This window comes from Actinokineospora sp. NPDC004072, assembly GCF_053604195.1.
In genome coordinates, this window is the sequence record NZ_JBSGHB010000004.1 from 252,749 (window position 1) to 269,875 (window position 17,127).

General features: G+C 73.5%; 19 protein-coding genes and 1 pseudogene. 7 read left to right on the forward strand and 13 right to left on the reverse strand.

Annotation, left to right across the window (positions count from 1 at the left end):
- Positions 1-35: 35 nt before the first annotated feature.
- The 3 genes and pseudogenes from ACWEPX_RS08350 to ACWEPX_RS08360 form a co-directional block, all read right to left on the reverse strand.
- Positions 36-224 carry a GNAT family N-acetyltransferase gene (locus tag ACWEPX_RS08350; protein WP_451896421.1) on the reverse strand — a complete coding sequence of 63 codons (189 nt, stop codon included), beginning with the start codon at positions 222-224 and terminating at the stop codon, positions 36-38.
- A gap of 64 nt (positions 225-288) precedes the next feature.
- A pseudogene (locus tag ACWEPX_RS08355) lies at positions 289-552 on the reverse strand (N-acetyltransferase family protein); the annotation flags it as partial.
- 2 nt (positions 553-554) lie between these two features.
- Positions 555-1,358: a DUF1206 domain-containing protein gene (locus ACWEPX_RS08360; protein WP_451896422.1), complete on the reverse strand. Its 804-nt coding sequence runs from the start codon at positions 1,356-1,358 to the stop codon at positions 555-557.
- Positions 1,359-1,472: 114 nt separating this feature from the next.
- Between ACWEPX_RS08360 and ACWEPX_RS08365 the strand changes: the two genes are divergently transcribed.
- Positions 1,473-1,748 carry a GlsB/YeaQ/YmgE family stress response membrane protein gene (locus ACWEPX_RS08365; protein ID WP_451896423.1) on the forward strand — a complete coding sequence of 92 codons (276 nt, stop codon included), beginning with the start codon at positions 1,473-1,475 and terminating at the stop codon, positions 1,746-1,748.
- A gap of 35 nt (positions 1,749-1,783) precedes the next feature.
- Here ACWEPX_RS08365 and ACWEPX_RS08370 read toward each other — a convergent pair whose 3' ends face one another.
- Genes ACWEPX_RS08370 through ACWEPX_RS08380 form a run of 3 tightly spaced genes read right to left on the reverse strand, consistent with a single transcriptional unit; the run spans position 1,784 to position 5,844 of the window.
- Positions 1,784-3,598, reverse strand: coding sequence for a VanW family protein (locus ACWEPX_RS08370; RefSeq protein WP_451896424.1), 1,815 nt, complete (start codon positions 3,596-3,598; stop codon positions 1,784-1,786).
- Between the two features lie 36 nt (positions 3,599-3,634).
- Positions 3,635-3,955: a GroES family chaperonin gene (locus ACWEPX_RS08375; RefSeq protein WP_189209125.1), complete on the reverse strand. Its 321-nt coding sequence runs from the start codon at positions 3,953-3,955 to the stop codon at positions 3,635-3,637.
- Positions 3,956-3,990: 35 nt separating this feature from the next.
- Positions 3,991-5,844 carry an NHL domain-containing thioredoxin family protein gene (locus ACWEPX_RS08380; RefSeq protein WP_451896425.1) on the reverse strand — a complete coding sequence of 618 codons (1,854 nt, stop codon included), beginning with the start codon at positions 5,842-5,844 and terminating at the stop codon, positions 3,991-3,993.
- Between the two features lie 17 nt (positions 5,845-5,861).
- On the opposite strand from ACWEPX_RS08380, the gene ACWEPX_RS08385 reads away from it, so the two are divergent.
- On the forward strand, positions 5,862-6,665 hold the full coding sequence (locus ACWEPX_RS08385; RefSeq protein WP_451896426.1) for an SAM hydrolase/SAM-dependent halogenase family protein: 804 nt from the start codon (positions 5,862-5,864) through the stop codon (positions 6,663-6,665).
- Here ACWEPX_RS08385 and ACWEPX_RS08390 read toward each other — a convergent pair whose 3' ends face one another.
- The 5 genes from ACWEPX_RS08390 to purD all read right to left on the reverse strand — a co-directional run bounded on the left by ACWEPX_RS08390 (position 6,666) and on the right by purD (position 11,043).
- A complete protein-coding gene (locus ACWEPX_RS08390) occupies positions 6,666-7,430 on the reverse strand; it encodes an ESX secretion-associated protein EspG (RefSeq protein ID WP_451896427.1) in 765 nt (254 codons plus the stop codon).
- Positions 7,427-8,677: a hypothetical protein gene (locus tag ACWEPX_RS08395; RefSeq protein ID WP_451896428.1), complete on the reverse strand. Its 1,251-nt coding sequence runs from the start codon at positions 8,675-8,677 to the stop codon at positions 7,427-7,429. Before ACWEPX_RS08395 ends, ACWEPX_RS08390 begins: the two co-directional genes overlap by 4 nt.
- 10 nt (positions 8,678-8,687) lie before the next feature.
- On the reverse strand, positions 8,688-9,287 hold the full coding sequence (locus ACWEPX_RS08400; protein ID WP_451896429.1) for a DUF3558 domain-containing protein: 600 nt from the start codon (positions 9,285-9,287) through the stop codon (positions 8,688-8,690).
- Entirely contained in the window at positions 9,280-9,672 is a 393-nt protein-coding gene (locus ACWEPX_RS08405) for a hypothetical protein (protein WP_451896430.1), read from the reverse strand. The genes ACWEPX_RS08400 and ACWEPX_RS08405 overlap by 8 nt, the downstream gene beginning before the upstream one ends.
- 111 nt (positions 9,673-9,783) lie before the next feature.
- Complete coding sequence (purD, locus tag ACWEPX_RS08410; RefSeq protein WP_451896431.1) at positions 9,784-11,043, reverse strand: phosphoribosylamine--glycine ligase; 1,260 nt, start codon at positions 11,041-11,043, stop codon at positions 9,784-9,786.
- 152 nt (positions 11,044-11,195) lie between these two features.
- On the opposite strand from purD, the gene ACWEPX_RS08415 reads away from it, so the two are divergent.
- A complete protein-coding gene (locus ACWEPX_RS08415; RefSeq protein WP_451896432.1) occupies positions 11,196-12,290 on the forward strand; it encodes a glycerophosphodiester phosphodiesterase in 1,095 nt (364 codons plus the stop codon).
- Here the strand turns inward: ACWEPX_RS08415 and ACWEPX_RS08420 are convergent.
- Complete coding sequence (locus ACWEPX_RS08420; RefSeq protein ID WP_451896433.1) at positions 12,287-13,588, reverse strand: adenylosuccinate synthase; 1,302 nt, start codon at positions 13,586-13,588, stop codon at positions 12,287-12,289. The genes ACWEPX_RS08415 and ACWEPX_RS08420 overlap by 4 nt on opposite strands.
- Positions 13,589-13,685: 97 nt before the next feature.
- Between ACWEPX_RS08420 and ACWEPX_RS08425 the strand changes: the two genes are divergently transcribed.
- Both ACWEPX_RS08425 and ACWEPX_RS08430 read left to right on the forward strand, forming a co-directional pair.
- A complete protein-coding gene (locus ACWEPX_RS08425; RefSeq protein WP_451896434.1) occupies positions 13,686-14,357 on the forward strand; it encodes a hypothetical protein in 672 nt (223 codons plus the stop codon).
- 129 nt (positions 14,358-14,486) lie between these two features.
- A complete protein-coding gene (locus tag ACWEPX_RS08430) occupies positions 14,487-15,116 on the forward strand; it encodes an HNH endonuclease family protein (protein ID WP_451896435.1) in 630 nt (209 codons plus the stop codon).
- Here the strand turns inward: ACWEPX_RS08430 and ACWEPX_RS08435 are convergent, their stop codons facing one another.
- Positions 15,117-15,779, reverse strand: a complete 663-nt coding sequence (locus tag ACWEPX_RS08435; protein WP_451896436.1) for a TetR/AcrR family transcriptional regulator — start codon at positions 15,777-15,779, stop codon at positions 15,117-15,119. It lies immediately after the preceding gene.
- 86 nt (positions 15,780-15,865) lie between these two features.
- On the opposite strand from ACWEPX_RS08435, the gene ACWEPX_RS08440 reads away from it, so the two are divergent.
- The gene (locus ACWEPX_RS08440; RefSeq protein WP_451896437.1) at positions 15,866-16,519 is read left to right on the forward strand and encodes an SCP2 sterol-binding domain-containing protein; all 654 of its coding nucleotides are present in this window, start codon (positions 15,866-15,868) and stop codon (positions 16,517-16,519) included.
- A 5-nt stretch (positions 16,520-16,524) separates the two neighbouring features.
- Positions 16,525-17,103, forward strand: a complete 579-nt coding sequence (locus ACWEPX_RS08445; RefSeq protein ID WP_451896438.1) for an SCP2 sterol-binding domain-containing protein — start codon at positions 16,525-16,527, stop codon at positions 17,101-17,103.
- Positions 17,104-17,127 lie beyond the last annotated feature (24 nt).

The following is a 17,127-nucleotide window of genomic DNA, read 5'->3' on the forward strand; positions in this document are numbered from 1 at the left end:
CGGCGGCGATCCCCACCAGGGGGTCGCCGCCGCCGCTATTGCAGGGGCAGGCGGTAGCGCAGGTCGCGGACGCGCACCCCGCCGATGACGTCGGGCCTGGTCGCGCCGTCGGGGGTGAAGCCGCGGCTGGCGTAGAAGGCCATGGCCCGCTCGTTGCGCTCCAGCACCCACAGGGTGGCCAGGGTACAGCCGGCCAGCCGCAGGCAGTCCAGCGCGGCATCCATCAGGCGCGCGCCCCACGCCCCGCCGCCAGACCCGCGGGTCGACGTAGAACGAGGCGATCTCGCCGGTGCCTGCCGGGTCCTGGTCGCCGTCGCCGGTCGGGCGCAGGTGGGCGAAGCCCACGACCCGGCCGTCGTCGGCGACCAGCGTGCCCTGCCGCGGCCAGTCCGCGGCCGCCACCGTCGCCGCCCAGCGGGTCTGCCTGGCCGCCGGGTCGAGCCGGTCCAGCAGCCACTGCGGCAGCAGCCCGGCGTAGCCGTGCTGCCAGCCGAGCACATGCACCTCGGCGATGCCTGGGACGTCGGCAGGCGTTGCAGGTCGCACCAGCACGGTCAGGTCCGGTGCGCCCGGGCGGCCGCGAAGCAGTACACCCCGAACGCGGCGAACCCGACCGCGACCACGGCCAGCAGCACCACCCCGTGGGGCTGCCCGGCCAGGGTCCGCAGGGCCGCGTCGAAGCCGCCCGCCTCGCCCGGGTCGGCGGTCAGCGCCGCCGCCCCGATCAGGCCGCCGACGGTGGCGATCGCCACGCCCTTGGCCGCGTGGCCGACCCGGCCGACCCGGCGCACCCAGCGCTGGGTGCCGCTGGGCAGGTCGGTGGTGTCCAGGTCGCGCATGAACGAGGCGCGCACCGCGGAGACCACCCCGGCCACCCCCACCGCGATGACGACCGCGGCCACGGCGCCCACCAGGACCGGCCCGGCGGGCATGTCCAGCACCACCGCGGTCCACTCCCGCTGCTTCTGGTCGCCGCTGCCCGCCCCGCCGCCGGTGGCCAGCTTCACCGCGGCGACGCCCAGCGAGGCGCCCGTGGCGGCCCGCACGGCCGCGCCCAGCCGCTTGCGGGTGCGCTTGAACTGCTTGTCGACCCACTTGAACCCCATGGCGGCCTCCAGCGCCTGCCACAGGGCGAACGCGAACAGCCCGACCGCCAGCACCCACATCAGCGCCAGGCCCACGCCCGTCTCGGCGATCTCGGCCAGCGCGCCGGTCGTGTCGGCCTGCTCGCGCCGCCCGCCGACGGCCACCTGGATCGCCAGGTAGGCCAGCACGACGTAGATCACGCCGTAGCAGACCCAGCCCGCCCGCCCCAGCCACTGCACCGGTTTGGACCGGTGTGCCCGCTCCGCGTCCACCGCCGCCTCCGCTCACTCGATCGGGTGACACCGCTGGTGAGGAGGTGTCCCTCGCCGGGCACGGCGAAACCTCCGGTGCCACGCTGGTGATCGGTGACAGACAGGAGGAGCGGTATGGGTATCGGCGGCATCTTCAGCGCGATCATCGTGGGCGCGATCCTGGGCGTCCTCGGCCGGGCCATCGCCAGGGGCGAGCAGAAGATCCCCTGGTGGCTGACGATCCTCACCGGCATCGCGGCGGCCTTCATCGGCACCCTGCTGGCCAAGCCGTTCGGCTGGGACGACACCAAGGGCATCGACTTCCTGGAGATCGTGCTCCAGGTGATCGTCGCGGTGATCGCGGTCACGATCGTCGCCGGTCTCTGGGCGAAGATGCGCTCCCGGACCTAGGCGGTGCGGCCCCCGGCGGGGGGACGCACCCCAGCTCAGCCCTGCGGCGGGCAGATGATCTTCGGCTGCGGGTTGTACCGGACCGTGCGGGTGTTGCGCCGGACCTCGGCCCCGGAGAGGTTCTTGATGATCCGGGTGTCGGTGATGGTGAACCCAGGGGCGCCGTTGGAGGCCTTGCAGTTCTCCTTGGGGCCTTCCTTCTCCCCCGGCGGCGTCTCGTTCGTCCGCGGCCCGGTCACCGACTCGACGATGTAGCGCTTGGTGCCCCAGATCCGCACGGTGATCGAGGACGGGGTCCAGATCGTCTGGATGGCCACGCCGGTCGGCGAGTCGTTGGTGAACCGCAGGTCGATGACGCTGCTGCCGTCGGGGTTCTGGAAGACCGTCGCCTCGCGCGCGGCGGGGTAGCGGCTGATGTAGTAGCTGTGCTCCTGGTGCCCGGCGTCCTGCAGGCCCGCGAAGTAGGCGGCGTTGTAGAGGGTCGTGGCGAACTGGGAGATGCCGCCGCCGACCGCGCGCCCGGGCGCGCCGTCCTGGATGATGCCCGCGCCGACGTAGCCCTGGGCCTCGGTGCGGGGGCCGGTGTGGCCGTTGAGGCTGAACGTCTCGCCCGGCTTGACGATCGCGCCGTCGACCTCGCCCGCGACCACGCGGATGTTCACCCCGGAGTCGGCGGCGAAGCCGCGGGTGGTGAACTCGCCGATGACCTCCTTGATGCCCAGGCCGTTGGCCTGCTCGGTGGTCACCTTCGGCGGGGTCTTGGTGTACTCGACGGTGATCTCGCGGCCGTCGGTCTTCTTGAGGACGTCGAGCAGGTTGGCGAAGGCGGTGTCGTACTTGATGCCGCGGCCCTCGACCGAGGGGGTGACCGTGGGCTTGCCGCCCGCGAAGACGATCTCGGCGTCCTTGCCCTGCTTCTCGGTCTCGGCCAGCTGGGGCCGCACGGCGTCGGTGACCTTCTTCAGGTCCAGCTTCGGGGTGAGCCCGCCGCCCTCGGCCGGGGCGAAGGTGAGCGCGCCCGCGATGACCTCGGGCTTGATGGTGGCGTTCTTGCCCTCGCCCTTGACCACGACCGGGCCGGACACCGCGGGCTTGGCGACCTGCTCCAGCGCGGCGGCCACGCCTTCGGCGGTGGTCTTGACCGGGGTGCTGTCGACCGGCAGGTCCAGCTTGCGCCCGGTGGCCCAGTCGGCGACGAGGACCTCGCGCGCGGCGGGGACCTGGAGCACCTGGCCGGGCACGGGGTCGACCGGGACCGGCTGGGCGCCGCTGAAGGTGATGGCGCCCTCGACCGGCTCCTTGGCCGCGTCGGCGGCCAGCTTCTCCATCGCCGCGTCGAGCTTGGCGTCGTCGGTGGCGGTGACCACCCCGACCTCGGTGGTGCTGAAGAACGAGCCGATGCGCGTGAAGGGGTTGAGCGGCTGGTCGCCCGCCTGCTCGATGGTGGCCGCCCAGTCCAGGGTCAGGCCCGCCGCGGTCGGGTCGAGCTCCTGCTCGACCACGCCCGCGCGCACGGCCACCGGCTTGGTCAGCCGCGGCTCGATCTCCTTGCGGAGGGCGGCCTCGGCCTCCTCGTGCGACATCCCGCCCACGTCGACCCCGGCCACGGTGACCCCGCGGGGCACCGAGCCGCTGGACACCATCAGGTCGATGCCGTACAGCAGCGCCAGCGCGCCGAGCACCGCACCCGCGATGAACGCGGGCTTGCGCAGGCTGCGCCGCTCGGGCGGGCCGCCCACGGGTGCGATCCGCTGGGTAGCCGCCTCTGCGCCCACGACCGGCAGCAGATCGGTCTGCTCGGCGTGGGACACCGGCCACCGGTGGTGGCCCGGCCGGTGGTGGTCCTGCACGACTACCCCTTCCCCCTGATCAGAGAGCGGTTCTTCTCACAGGTACAGCCCGGTCCCGTGCTCGGTGCGCTCGCTGGCGATCGCGTGCACGTCCCGCTCCCGGATGACCAGGTACGTCCGCCCCTGGATTTCGACTTCCATCTGGTCCTCGGGGTTGAACAGCACCCGGTCGGACACCTTCACGTGCCGGACGCTGGTTCCGACGCCCAGCACGTCGCCCCACGACAGCCGCTTCGCCATCTGGGCCGTCGCCGGGATGACGATGCCGCCGCTGCTGCGCCGTTCCCCCTCCTCGGGGGTGAGCTGCACCAGCACCCGGTCGTGCAGCAGCTGGATTTCGAGCTTCAGTTCCGGCACCGGCGAATCCTAACCGCCTGCTGAATCGCGCTCCGCTAGGGACGTCCGTCCAGCCCGCCCATGACCAGCGGGAGACGGCGGCCACCGGTTGCGGTGACCCGGACGGGCACGCCCCAGTCCTGGCGGATGAGGTGGCAGGCGCCGTGCTCGGCGTCGTCGGTGTCGCAGGCCGCGGCCTGCGCGACGACGTGCAGTACGCCTTCCGTGCCGTCGAGCACCAGCCTACGCGCCAACTCCGCGCCCACGCCCGCACCCTCCCTGAGCAGCTCCGGAGGCGAGGAGGTGACCTCCAGCCGGGTGCTCGGGCCGTAGCGGTCGTCGAGCTTCTGCCCGGGCGGCGGGGTGAACACCACCACCAGCTCGACCTCGCCCGCGGCCAGGTCGGTCGGCGGCCTGCGGACCTGGTGGGCCTCGCCTGCGACCAGCCGCGCGGCGGGCACCGGCCGCTCCAGCCGGTGGGCGGCGGAGGCGACCACGACCAGCTCGCCGTCGACCAGCACGGCGCCGGACGGCTCGGCCAGGCCGGTGGCCAGCGTGCTGACCTCGTGCGTGGCGGGTTCGTAGCGGCGGATGGCGCCGTTGTAGGTGTCGGCGACGACGACCGAGCCGTCGGGCAGCGCGGTGACGCCCAGCGGGTGCTGGAGCAGCGCCTCATCGGCCGGGCCGTCCCGGTGCCCGAAGTCGAACAGGCCCGCGCCGACCGCGGTGCGCACGACCATGTCGGGCTCGATCCAGCGCAGCGCCGAGGTCTCGGAGTCGACCAGCCAGAGCCGGTCCGCGGTGGCGGCCAGGCCCGAGGTCTGGGCGAAGAACGCCTCGGCGGCGGGCCCGTCGAGCAGCCCCTCGACCGTCGTCCCCGCGAACCGGCTGACCCGGCCGCCGAGCGGGTCGAACAGCCCGAGCGTGTGGTTGCCCGCCATCGCGATGACGACCCCGCCCGCGGGCTCCCACCAGGCGACGTCCCAGGGGCTGGTGAGGTCGATGCCGGTCGCGGGTCCGTCGGTGGGGCCGTCGCGCCACTGCTCGCCGGTGCCTGCGACGGTCGTCACGGCGCCGGTGCGGGTGTCGATGCCGCGCAGGAGGTGGTTGACCGTGTCGGCGACCACCACGTCGTACCCGACCTGCTCGGCGACGTGGTCGGGGAGCACGGCCAGCCCGGACGGCTCGGAGAAGGTGGCCTGGAGCCCGTCGGCCCGCCCGCGCTCGCCGGTGCCGAACGCCCGGCTGAGCACCCCGTCGACCAGCTCGACGACGCGGTGGTGGGCGGTGTCGGCGACCAGCAGGTTGCCGCGGTGGACCACGGCCTTGGCGGGGAAGCGCAGCTCGGACTCGGCGGGCGGCGGCGGCACGTACGGCCCGTCCCCGCGGTGCAGGGTGCCCTTGGCCTCGTGCTCGGCCACGACCTGCCGGATGACCCGCCTGAGGGCCTCGGCGTGCCCCTCGCCTGCGGCTTCGTGCACCACGTAGCCCTCGGGGTCGACCAGCACCAGCGTCGGCCACGCCCGGACCGCGTACTCCTGCCAGGTCGTCAGCTCCGGGTCGTCGAGCACGGGGTGCCGGACGTCATACCGCTCCACGGCCGCCCGCAGCGCCGCCTCATCCGCCTCGTGGACGAACTTGGGCGAGTGCACGCCGACGGTGACCAGCACATCGGCGAACTCCTCCTCGACCGCCCGCAGCTCATCGAGCACGTGCAGGCAGTTGATGCAGCAGAACGTCCAGAAGTCCAGCAGCAGGACCTTGCCCCGGAAGTCGGCCAGGCGCAGCTGCGCGCCCCCGGTGTTCAGCCAGCCGCGGCCGCGGAGTTCGGGCGCCCTGACCCTGACGAGCCTTGTCACGGGGGCGAGTGAACCACCACCGGTTCGGGGTGTGTGCGGGGTGTCCGCCATTCGGGAGACTGCTGGGCATGGCCTACGACTGGATCTCCTTCACCACCGACTACGGCCTGGCCGACGGCTTCCCCGCCGTCTGCGAGGGGGTCATCGCGCGGATCGCGCCCGCGGTGCGGGTGCTGCACGTGACGCACCTGGTGCCCGCGCAGGACGTGCGCCGGGGGGCGGAGCTGCTGGCGCAGGCGGCGCCCTACCTGCCGACCGCGGTGCACCTGGCGGTGGTGGACCCCGGCGTGGGCACGGCGCGGCGGGCGGTCGCGGTCGCGGCGGCGGGCGGGGTGCTGGTCGGGCCGGACAACGGGCTGCTGATCCCCGCGGCCGAGGCGCTGGGCGGGCCGGTGGCCGCGGTGGAGCTGACCGAGCACCGCCTCGAACCGGTCTCGGCGACCTTCCACGGGCGCGACGTGTTCGCCCCCGCCGCCGCGCACCTGGCCGCGGGCAGGCACCTGGGCGAGCTGGGGCCGGAGATCGACCCGGACGCCCTGGTCCGGCTGCCCGCCCCGGTCACCTCGGCCGTGCCGGGTCGGCTGACCACCGAGGTCCTGGGCGCGGACGGGTTCGGCAACGTCCAGCTGGCCGCGACCGCCCCCGACCTGGCCGTCGCGGGCGCGGCCCCGGGCTGCCGGGTGCACGTGGAGATCGGCGGCCGCTCGCTGGAGGCCGTCGTCGGCCGCACCTTCGGCGATGTGGCGACCGGCTCGACCGTCGTCCTCCTGGACTCGGCGGGCCGGGTCGCGGTCGCCGTCAACGGCGGCTCGGCCCAGGCGGTCTTCGCGGGCCGCGCGGGCGAGCGGGCCGTCGTGCTGGTCGAGCGGTGATCAGGTCTCGTCGATGAGCTCGCGGACGCTGGCGGTGAGCCGGGCGTTGTCGGCCGGGGTGATCGTGCTCCACATGCGGCCGTCGTTGGCCGGGCGGGCGAGGTAGAGGTAGCGGCCCTCCGCGGTGTCGTGGAAGGCGACGACGCGGCCCGCGCGCACGCGGCGCTGGTCGCGCTGGGCGCGCTCGGCGCCGAACTGCCCGCGCACGCCCATGCCCGAGACCATCGCCGCCAGCGCCTGGGCCTCGCTGAACGGCAGGTCGCGCTCGGCGAGGAGGGTGATGAGGCGCTGGGCGTCGCCGCCGCTGCGGCTGTCGGCCTCCAGCAGGACCTCCGTGGGCAGGCTCACCGAGCGGCCCGGGCCCGCGGGGGACTCGCCCGCGATCGACACCGCGGCGTCGGCCAGCGCGGTCGCCCTGGCCGGGATGAGCCAGACCTCACCGCGGTCGACCGCGCCCAGCATCGCCTGGTTGCCGCTGGCCACGGCCAGCGCGGCGATCTCGCGGTCGGTCCACACCCAGGCGTCCACGCAGACCTGCGGGTAGGCCAGCAGCGCGAGCCGGTCGGCCAGCTCTGGCACCGCCCGGCCGCCCTTGGCCAGGCCGCGCGCCTGCAGGCCGTCGAACGCCTGCTCCACCAGCCGCGCCCGCTCGCTGTGCGTCGCGCCCGGGCTGGGCACGTCGAGCGCCACGTGCTTGGCGGGCAGGCGCTCGGCCTCCCACAGGACGTCGAACTCCAGCGCCGAGAGGACCAGGGCCGCGGTCAATCGGCGTCCTCGCCGCCGAGCACCGCCTCGATGACCAGCCGGTCGTCGCCGAACACGTCGTCGGAGTCGATGCCGTACTTGCGCACGTGCTCGTCGTCGTCCTCGCCGGGCGCGCTGGCCGCGGCCGGGGACATCAGCGACGACCCGGGCTTGCCGCCCGCGCCGCCGAGCCGCTCGGCCGCCCGCGCCGCCTTGACCTGCTCGTCGGGCAGGTCCGCGGCCAGCCCGCGCGCGCCCGCCCCCGGCGTCCCCGCCCCGCGGGCGCCCGCCCCCGGCGTCCCCGCCCCGCGGGCGCCCGCCCCCGTCCCGGACGTGGGCCGCACCAGCCGGTCCTTCGGCAGCGCCGCCCCGGCCGCCGCGCCCCCGGCGGTCGCCCCGGTGAGCCCGGTGACCAGGCCGGCGTCGGCGATCATGCCGATCGGGAAGCCCGGCCGCGGCAGCCCCGGCGCGGGCGAGACCGGCAGCCCGTTCGGGCTGGGCACCATCGGCCCGATGCCCGCCGTCCGCCCGGGCAGGGGCTGCTGGCTCCCCCCGCCGGGCGCGTTGAACCCGGTGTACCCGGGCTGCCCCGGCCCCAGCGTGCTGGTCGACCCCGGCTGCCCCGGCCCGGTCGACCCGGTGGGCGTGTAGGCGCTCTGCACCCCGTCGAACCCCTGCGCCGAGGTCATCCCGTGCCGGTCGGGCTCGCGGGACACCAGGTCCATGCCGGGGGGCACGGGCAGCGACTGGTGGTTGCCGAGCGCGGACTGGCTGCCCCGCTGGTAGTCGTTCAGCGAGCCGATGGCCTGGTTGCGCGCGTTCTGCGTGTTCTGCACCTTCTGCGCGTTGTCCGTCGTGTGCCCGAACGCTCCCGCGAACCGATCCCACCCGTTGAGCTGCGTCGGCCCCCGCAACTGCTCGGAGTTCGGCGCGGAGTTGCGGGTGTGGGAGAACATGTCCCCCTGCTGGTTCACCCCACCCGCCGACTTCGCCACCTTCGGCACCGCGTCCTCGGCGTAGATGCTCGCCTTCTGCGTCTCCTCATGCCCCCGCTCCGACGCCGCCCCCCGCCACTCGACCCCGATCTTCGCCAACTCCTCCCGCAGCGTCTGATCGGTCTCGACGAGCGCCTTGGCGATGTCGACCAAGGCGTCGACCGCGCGGTGCAGGGATTCCGAGCCCGCACCTCCGCGCAGGCCATCGATCTCGGCCGCCAACTGCTCGTTGGAGAAGCCCTCGAACCGGATGTCGCTGAGACTGCTGGTCATATCCCGCCCCTCACCTGGCGCGCAGCGTCGTCATGGTCGCTTCGGCGAACCGCTCGGTGATCTCGCAGAACTGCTCTTGGGTCCACTCCGAGCCCGGGGAAAGCAGGCCCACCTGGACGTGTTGGCCGTCGGCGACGTCCACCGCCGTGTTGCAGTCGGCGCCGTGCTCGTACCCCTCGCCCCCGGAGAACCAGAAGTTGACCGCGCCGAAACCGCCGACTTCGGTGGGCTTCGCAACCACGTTCCGGTTCTCGGTCAACCACGCCTCGGCGCCCTCCCGGGTGTCGAGCAGCACGGTGATGTCGAAGATCTCCGAGTCGGCGTTCACCGTGAACGCGCATTCGGCCTGGCCTTCGTAGTCGCGCTCGCGGAACCGCGTGATCTCCAGGTCGGCCTGCTGGGCAGCGGTGAGCAGATCGCACGGTTTGACGCCTTCGAGCCGGATCTCCTCGGGGCGATCCGGAAGATCCCCGGCCGGCTCATCGGGCGTCGACGGAGACGGCGGTTGCGTCGTACCGCCCGGATCGCCCGGCCGGGGCTGACCTTGCTCTGGCGTGCTGCACGCGCTCGCGAGCACCACGACGGCCACCAGGGCCACGGCCTTACGCACTGGTCTTCCCCAGCGCTTGGGCGATCTCTTCCTCGTTGTAGCCGTAGGCGAGGGCGCTCTCCTGGAGTTGGACCACCAGGTTCTCCAAGCCCACGACGTAATCCTTCACCCGCCGGGCGTAGGAATCGTCAGCGAACAGCAGGCGCTCGTTCCATTCCTTGGCGACCAGACCGCTGACCATGTCCCCACCGGGGGGCACGACACGCAGGTCGCGGGAGGCGTCGGACAGCCGCGTCTTGAGCTGGTCGACCTGGGTGCTGATGATCTTGGCGGCGGCCAGGACGTTGTCCTTGTCGACGATGAACTGGCCGGAGCTTGCGGTGGCCAGGGACTGGAGGTCGGCGACGACCGCGCCTGCGATCTTGCCGACAGCACCGATGTTCATGCCACGCACCCCCGTACGCATCGTGACCGTGTCGTCTCGGTTCGCAGGCTACCAACGGCGTTGTTGGGCCTACCTGAACTTTGACGAAGTATCGCGGCCGGGGGTTCCGGGCTAGCCCGCGGTGATCTCGCCGCGTTCGGCGCGCAGGGCGATGTCGGTGCGGTGGTGGGAGCCTGCGAGGTGGACGGCGTTGACGAGGCGGTACGCCTCGGCGCGGGCTTCGGCGAGGGTGGGGCCGGTGCCGACGACCGACAGGACTCGGCCGCCGGAGGAGACGATGGCGCCGTCGTCGCGGCGGCGGGTGCCCGCGTGCAGGACTCCGTGGGCTTCCGAGCCGGTGATGACGTCGCCGGTGCGGGGGCGGCCGGGGTAGCCGTCGGCGGCGATGACGACGGTGACGGCGGCGCCGTCGGCCCAGTCCAGCGGGGGGTGGGCGGCGAGGGCGCCGGTGGCGGCCGCGGTCAGCAGGCCCGCCATCGGGGTGCGCAGCAGGGCCAGCACGGCCTGGGTCTCGGGGTCGCCGAAGCGGCAGTTGAACTCGATGACCTGGGGGCCGGTGGAGGTCAGGGCGAGCCCGGCGTAGAGCAGGCCGGTGAAGGGGGCGCCGCGGGCGGCCAGCTCGTCGACGACCGGCTTGACGATGTCGCGCACGATCTCCTCGACCAGGCCCTCGGGGGCCCAGGGCAGCGGGCTGTAGGCGCCCATGCCGCCGGTGTTCGGACCGTGGTCCCCGTCGCCGACGCGCTTGAAGTCCTGGGCGGGCAGCAGGGGCACGACGGTGCCCTCGGCGTCGACCAGGCAGAACAGCGACACCTCCGGGCCGTCCAGGTAGGACTCCAGCAGGACGGGGTGGCCGCCGTCGAGCAGGGTCATCGCATGGGCGCGGGCCGCGGCGACGTCGGTGGTGACCACGACGCCCTTGCCCGCGGCGAGGCCGTCGTCCTTGACCACCCAGGTGGGGCCGAAGCGGGCCAGGGCGGCGTCGAGGCGGGCGGGGTTGTCGACGACCTCGCTGTGCGCGGTCGCCACGCCCGCCGCGGTCATGACGTCCTTGGCGAAGGCCTTGGAGCCCTCGATCCGCGCGGCCGCCGCGCCCGGGCCGAAGCAGGCGATGCCCGCGGCGCGCACGGCGTCGGCGGCGCCCGCCACCAGCGGCACCTCGGGGCCGATCACCACCAGATCGGCCGACCAGCGCCGGGCCAGGTCGGCGACCGCGGCCTTGTCGGCGGCGTCGACCGGGGGCGTCTCGGCCAGCGCGGCGATCCCGGCGTTGCCGGGGGCGCAGGCCAGCGCCGTCACCGCCGGGTCCTGCGAGAGGGCAAGGACGAGGGCATGCTCACGGGCGCCGGAGCCGATCACCAGGACTCGCACGGCACGGGAGCCTAGATGGCGCAGGCCCGGATCGTCTGGTCGGCCCCGGCATGCGCGCCTGCCGCCAGGGGTTCACCCGGCCGTCGGGCGGCCGTCAGGCGGGTGTTGCGCCCGCGGATCAAGGTGGGCCGTCCTGACCGAGGAGGTTGCGCATGCGCGCGTTGAGTGCGTTGGTCCTGTCCGCGGTGTCGGTGCTCGGCGTGGTGACGCTGAGCCCGGCCAGCGCCGCGCCCGAGCACCGGGGGCACCGGGCCGAGCCGGTGGTCGTGGGGCACCGGGGCGCGTCGGGCTACCGGCCCGAGCACACCCTGGCCGCCTACGAGCTGGCCGCGCGGATGGGCGCGGACTACATCGAACCGGATCTGGTGTCCACTAAGGATGGTGTCCTGGTCGCCCGGCACGAGCCCGAGATCGGCGGCACGACCGATGTCGGCGCGCGCCCGGAGTTCGCCGACCGCAAGCGGACCAAGGTGCTCGACGGGACACCGGTCACCGGTTGGTGGACCGAGGACTTCACCCTCGCCGAGCTGAAGACGCTCAACGCCGTCGAGCGCATCCCCGACGTCCGCCAGCGCAACACCGTCTACAACGGCCGCTACGAGGTCCCGACCCTGCAGGAGGTCATCGACCTGGCCAAGCGGCTGTCGCGGGAGCTGCGCCGGGAGATCGGCATCTACCCCGAGACCAAGCACCCCACCTACTTCCAGCGCATCGGCCTGCCGCTGGAGCCCGAGCTGGTCCGCGTCCTCAACCGCAACGGGCTCAACCGGCCGGGCGCGAAGGTGTTCGTGCAGTCCTTCGAGGTCGCCAACCTCAAGCAACTCGACCGGCACCTGCGCGTGCCGCTGGTGCAGCTGACCAGCGCGTCGGGCCGCCCGTACGACTTCACCGCGGCGGGCGACCCCCGCACCTACCGCGACCTGATGACGCCCGCGGGCCTGCGCGAGGTCGCCACCTACGCCGACGGCATCGGCCCGGCCAAGGACCTGGTCATCCCGCGCGACGCGGCGGGCAACCTCGCCCGGCCCACCACCCTGGTCCGCGACGCCCACGCCGCGGGCCTGCTGGTGCACCCGTACACCTTCCGCGCCGAGAACCAGTTCCTCCCGGCGGGCCTGCGCTCCTCGGCCGACCCGGCGGCCTACGGCGACCTCTTCGCCGAGCTGGACGCCTTCTGGCGGTCCGGGGTCGACGGCGTCTTCGCCGACAACCCCGACATCGCCGTGGCGTCGCGGGACGAGCGCTAGCCGCGGGCGGGCCCGGCCAGCTCGTGCCGGACGATGGTCTGGTCGCGGCCGGGCCCGACCCCGATGGCCGACACCCGCGCCCCGGAGATGCGCTCCAGGTGCTCGACGTAGGCCCGGGCGTTGGCGGGCAGCTCCTCCCAGGTGCGGCAGTGGCTGATGTCCTCGAACCAGCCCGGCAGCGTCTCGTACACCGGCACCGCGTGGTGCACGTCGGTCTGGGTCATCGGCATCTCGTCGACCCGGCGCCCGTCGACCTCGTAGGCCACGCACACCGGCACCTGGTCCAGGCCGGAGAGCACGTCGAGCTTGGTCAGGAAGTAGTCGGTGATGCCGTTGACGCGCGCGGCGTAGCGGGCGATGACCGCGTCGAACCAGCCGGTGCGGCGCAGGCGGCCGGTGGTGACGCCGAACTCGCCGCCGACCTTGCGCAGCCGCTCGCCCAGGTCGTCGTGCAGCTCGGTCGGGAACGGGCCGGAGCCCACGCGCGTGGTGTACGCCTTGAGGATGCCGATGACCGTGGTGATCCGGGTCGGCCCCAGCCCCGAGCCCGCGCACGCCCCGCCCGAGGTCGGGTTGGAGGAGGTCACGAACGGGTAGGTGCCGTGGTCGACGTCGAGCAGGGTGCCCTGCGAGCCCTCCAGCAACACGGTCTCGCCGCGGTCGAGCGCCTGGTTGAGCAGCAGCCGGGTGTCGGCGATGCGGTGGGCGAACTTCTCGCCGGCGCCGAGCACCTCCTCCACGACCTGGTCGACGTCGAGGCCCTTGCGGTTGTAGACCTTGACCAGCACCTGGTTCTTGGTGTCCAGGGCGGCCTCGACCTTCTGCCGCAGGATCTTCTCGTCCAGCAGGTCCTGCACGCGCACGCCGACCCTGGCCACCTTGTCCTGGTACGCCGGGCCGATGCCGCGCCCGGTCGTGCCGATCTTCGCCTTGCCGAGGTAGCGCTCGGTGACCTTATCGATGGCCACGTGGTAGGGCATGATCAGGTGCGCGTCGGCGGAGACCAGCAGGCGGGAGGTGTCGACGCCGCGCTCCTCCAGCCCGGCCAGCTCGCGCAGCAGCACGGCCGGGTCGACGACGACGCCGTTGCCGATGACGCAGGTCACCTCGGGGGTGAGGATGCCGGACGGGATGAGGTGCAGGGCGAACTTCTGCCCGTCGGGCAGCACGACGGTGTGGCCCGCGTTGTTGCCGCCCTGGTAGCGCACGACCCACTGGACCCGGTCGCCGAGCAGGTCGGTCGCCTTGCCCTTGCCCTCGTCGCCCCACTGGGCGCCGATCAGCACGATTGCCGGCATGTGAAACTCCAGGTGTTCGTCAAGTGGAGTGCTGTGACACCCGGACCCGGAACGCGCGGGCGAATGCCGGTGACTCAGCCTAGACCAGGAGACAAGCGTGAGCGCACTCGTGCTGGCCTGCGGAAACGACCGGGTCGCCGATACCACCGCACTGTTCACCGACAGTGACGACATCGACGTCCGCGGGGTGCCTGCGCGACCCGATCGCGCGGCCATCGATCCGCTGCTCGCGGGCGTGGAGCGGCTCATCGTGCACGGCACCGACGCCGACCTCGCCGCGGTCGCGCTGCGGCTGATGCGCAAGGAGCGGCTGGAGGCGGTCGCGGTCGGGTACGTGCCCGTGGACCCGGGATCGGCGGTCGCCGCGCTCTGGGACCTGCCGGTCGACCCGCGCCGGGCCGCCGAGGTCGCGCTGCGGGCCGAGGTCGACGCGGTCCCGCTGATCCGCGACGACACCGGCGGGGTGCTCGTCGGCCTCGGGGTGCTGCCGCAGATCCGCGGCGTCGTCTACTGCGACGACACGGTGGTGCTGCGCGGCCGGGCCAGCCGCATCGAGGTCAGGCCCGCTGTCGGGGCGGGGCTGGAGGTGCGGGTGATCCGGATCGGGCTGCTGGGCAAGCGCGTGCAGAGCTTCCACGGGCGCGCGGTGCAGGCGGGGTGCCTGCCGGTCATCCCGCGCAGCGACGGGGTCGACCACCCGCGGGAGGCGGGCCGCTGGACCTGGTACCGGCACACCGCCGACCTCCGGCTCGCCCGCGGGCTGGTCTGATCGGAGCAACCTGCGCCGGGAGATCTTCCACTCGCCGTCGTCAGCGGGTCACCCTGTGGTGTGAGGCATTCCACCTCGATTCGTCACGGTTGACCCGCTCCACGTGTGTCCCTGCTCACGGAGGAAACGATGACGAAGGCGCGTGCTCTGCTCGGCTCCCTGCTGTTATCCGCCGCCATCACCGTCGGGCTCGCAGGGCCGGCGGCCGCGACCCCGCCCAACATCCCCAGCGAGTCCACCGCCCGCGCCGAGCTGGCGGCGCTGCGGGTGGCGGGCGAGGGGTCGATGAGCGGCTACTCGCGCGACAAGTTCCCGCACTGGATCACCATCTCCGGCTCCTGCAACACCCGCGAGACCGTCCTCAAGCGCGACGGCTCGAACGTGTCGACGGACTCCTCGTGCTACGCCACCTCGGGCTCCTGGTACAGCCCGTACGACGGCGCGACCTGGTACAACCCAGCCGACGTCGACATCGACCACATCGTGCCGCTGGCCGAGGCGTGGCGGTCCGGGGCGGCGTCGTGGACGACCGCGCGGCGGCAGGCGTTCGCCAACGACCTGGGCAACCCGCAGCTCATCGCGGTGACCGACAACGTCAACCAGAGCAAGGGCGACCAGGACCCGAGCACGTGGAAGCCGTCGCGGACGGCCTACTGGTGCACCTACGCCAAGATGTGGATCCGCACCAAGCACGCCTACGGCCTGTCCGCCCAGTCGGCGGAGAAGTCGGCGCTGGCGTCGATGCTCAACTACTGCTGATCACGCCGTCGGGGCCGCGGGCGTCCAGACCTTGCCGTCGACGAGGTCGCCGAAGCCCATCCAGACCAGGTTCATCAGCCACCCGGCGACGACCTTGTCCGGGACCTCGGGGTGGTCGAGCCACCAGTCGGCCAGGGACTCGCTGGCCCCGACGAGCGCGGCGGCCAGCGCCTCGGTCGACTTGGTGGCCGCCTCGGCCATGCCCCGGCTGGTCGCCGAGCGCACCAGCAGGGCGTCGACCAGGGCGATGGCCCGGTCGCGCATGGCCAGCAGCTCCTCGCTGAACGGCCCGCCCTGCGAGGTGGCCTGGCGGTGCAGGACGCGCCAGCTCTCCTTCTGCTCGCCGACGAACCGGAAGAACGCCCGCAGGCCGTGCCAGAGCTGCATGTCCGGCGGCAGCTCGGCCTGCACGCCCGCGGCGATGGCCTCGATGAGCAGCGACGCCTCGCGCCGGATGCAGGCGGCGAACAGGTCTTCCTTGTGCCCGAGGTAGGCGTAGATCATCGGCTTGGACACGCCCGCGACCTCGGAGATCTCGTCCATCGACGCGCTGTGGTAGCCGTGCTGGGAGAAGACCCGGACGGCCGCGTCGAGGATCTGCCGCTCGCGGACCTCCCGCGGCAGCCGCTTGACCTTCGTCGGACGGCGTTCGTCGACGCTCACGTCCGCGCTCCTCCCCTTGGTTTGCCCTTGCCAGTCCAAGCTACCCGCCCGTAGCCTACTGGCGAGTAGGTCTGAGGGAGGTGGCCATGTCCGAGCCGCAGGGCGCCGAGGTGGAGCTGGGCGCCCGCACGCCGCGGGAACTGGTCGACTTGCTCGATCGGATGAACCCCGAGGACATCGCCGCACGGCACATCGACGTGGATGCTATCGGGCAGGCGATCGATCCGCGGAAGCTGCGCGGCGCCGACCTGACCGCGCTGCTGGCGGCGATCACCCGGCTGGCGGCGGCGGGCGCGCACGTCGACCTGGCCCGGATGCGCCCGGCCACCTTCGCCCGGATCATCACCCTGGCCACCCGCGAGCAGCTCCAGGCGGTGCTGGCCGAGCCCGGCCTGCGCGCCCGGATCGTCGACGAGGTCTTCCGCCGCGCGGGCGCCCACCTGCGCGCGGACCGCGTCCGCGACCTCGACGCGGTCGTGCACTGGCGGCTCACCGACGGGGTCGGCGCGGGCGGCTACGACCGCTGGGAGACCGTCTTCGCCGACGGGTCCTGCTCGGTCAACCGGGACATGGCGCGCACGCCGCGGACGACCATCACCCTGGCGCCCGCCGACTTCCTCAAGCTGGTCACCCAGAACGCCTCGGCCCCGGTGCTGTTCCTGACCGGGAAGCTGAAGGTGCGCGGCGACCTGGCCTTCGCCGCGGGCCTGTCCGGCCTCTTCGACCTCCCGCGCGGGTGAGGGCGGTGCGCGGGCGCAAGTGGCACCGGCTGCCCCCGCGGCCGACCGACCTCGACGGCTTCACCGAGCTGGTCGACCCCGCGCTGCTGACCCCGGCGCAGTTCGTCGACCTGCTGTCGGTGCTGGACGTGCTCGGAACGGCGGGCACCGGCGTGCGGCTCGGCGCGTTGAGCACGGCGGCGTTCACCAGATTCCTCCGCAAAGCGTCGCGGGAGCAAATCGCGGCGCTGATGGACCACCCCCGCCTGCGCCATGTCGTGCTCGACGAGGTCTTCCGGCGCATGTCCGCGCACCTGGACCCGGGCCGGGCCGCCTGCCTGCGCGCGGTCGTGCACTGGTGCTTCCCCGGCGGGGAGTCCGGCCCGGACCGCTTCGAGACCCGCATCCGCGACGGCCGCTGCGCGACGGGCACCGAGCCCACGGCCGACCCGCGCGTCACCATCACCGTCGACCCGGCCGACTTCCTGCGGGCGGTGATCGGGGCGGTGAGCCTGCCGGTGCTGTTCCTGTCGGGGAAGGTCAAGGCCAAGGGCGACATCGCCTTCGCCGCCACCCTGACCGGCTACTTCGACCTGCCCGCATGACGCAGGGGGTGGGGACCAGCGCCC

Bases quoted from the DNA above. Each gene is read 5' to 3' on its own strand.
- ACWEPX_RS08440 (WP_451896437.1), top strand. From the start codon at position 15,866: ATGTCCGAGCCGCAGGGCGCCGAGGTGGAGCTGGGCGCCCGCACGCCG.
- ACWEPX_RS08350 (WP_451896421.1), bottom strand. From the start codon at position 224: ATGGATGCCGCGCTGGACTGCCTGCGGCTGGCCGGCTGTACCCTGGCC.
- ACWEPX_RS08380 (WP_451896425.1), bottom strand. From the start codon at position 5,844: ATGGCGGACACCCCGCACACACCCCGAACCGGTGGTGGTTCACTCGCC.
- ACWEPX_RS08420 (WP_451896433.1), bottom strand. From the start codon at position 13,588: ATGCCGGCAATCGTGCTGATCGGCGCCCAGTGGGGCGACGAGGGCAAG.
- ACWEPX_RS08415 (WP_451896432.1), top strand. From the start codon at position 11,196: ATGCGCGCGTTGAGTGCGTTGGTCCTGTCCGCGGTGTCGGTGCTCGGC.
- ACWEPX_RS08405 (WP_451896430.1), bottom strand. From the start codon at position 9,672: ATGAACATCGGTGCTGTCGGCAAGATCGCAGGCGCGGTCGTCGCCGAC.
- ACWEPX_RS08365 (WP_451896423.1), top strand. From the start codon at position 1,473: ATGGGTATCGGCGGCATCTTCAGCGCGATCATCGTGGGCGCGATCCTG.
- ACWEPX_RS08385 (WP_451896426.1), top strand. From the start codon at position 5,862: ATGGCCTACGACTGGATCTCCTTCACCACCGACTACGGCCTGGCCGAC.
- ACWEPX_RS08395 (WP_451896428.1), bottom strand. From the start codon at position 8,677: ATGACCAGCAGTCTCAGCGACATCCGGTTCGAGGGCTTCTCCAACGAG.
- ACWEPX_RS08430 (WP_451896435.1), top strand. From the start codon at position 14,487: ATGACGAAGGCGCGTGCTCTGCTCGGCTCCCTGCTGTTATCCGCCGCC.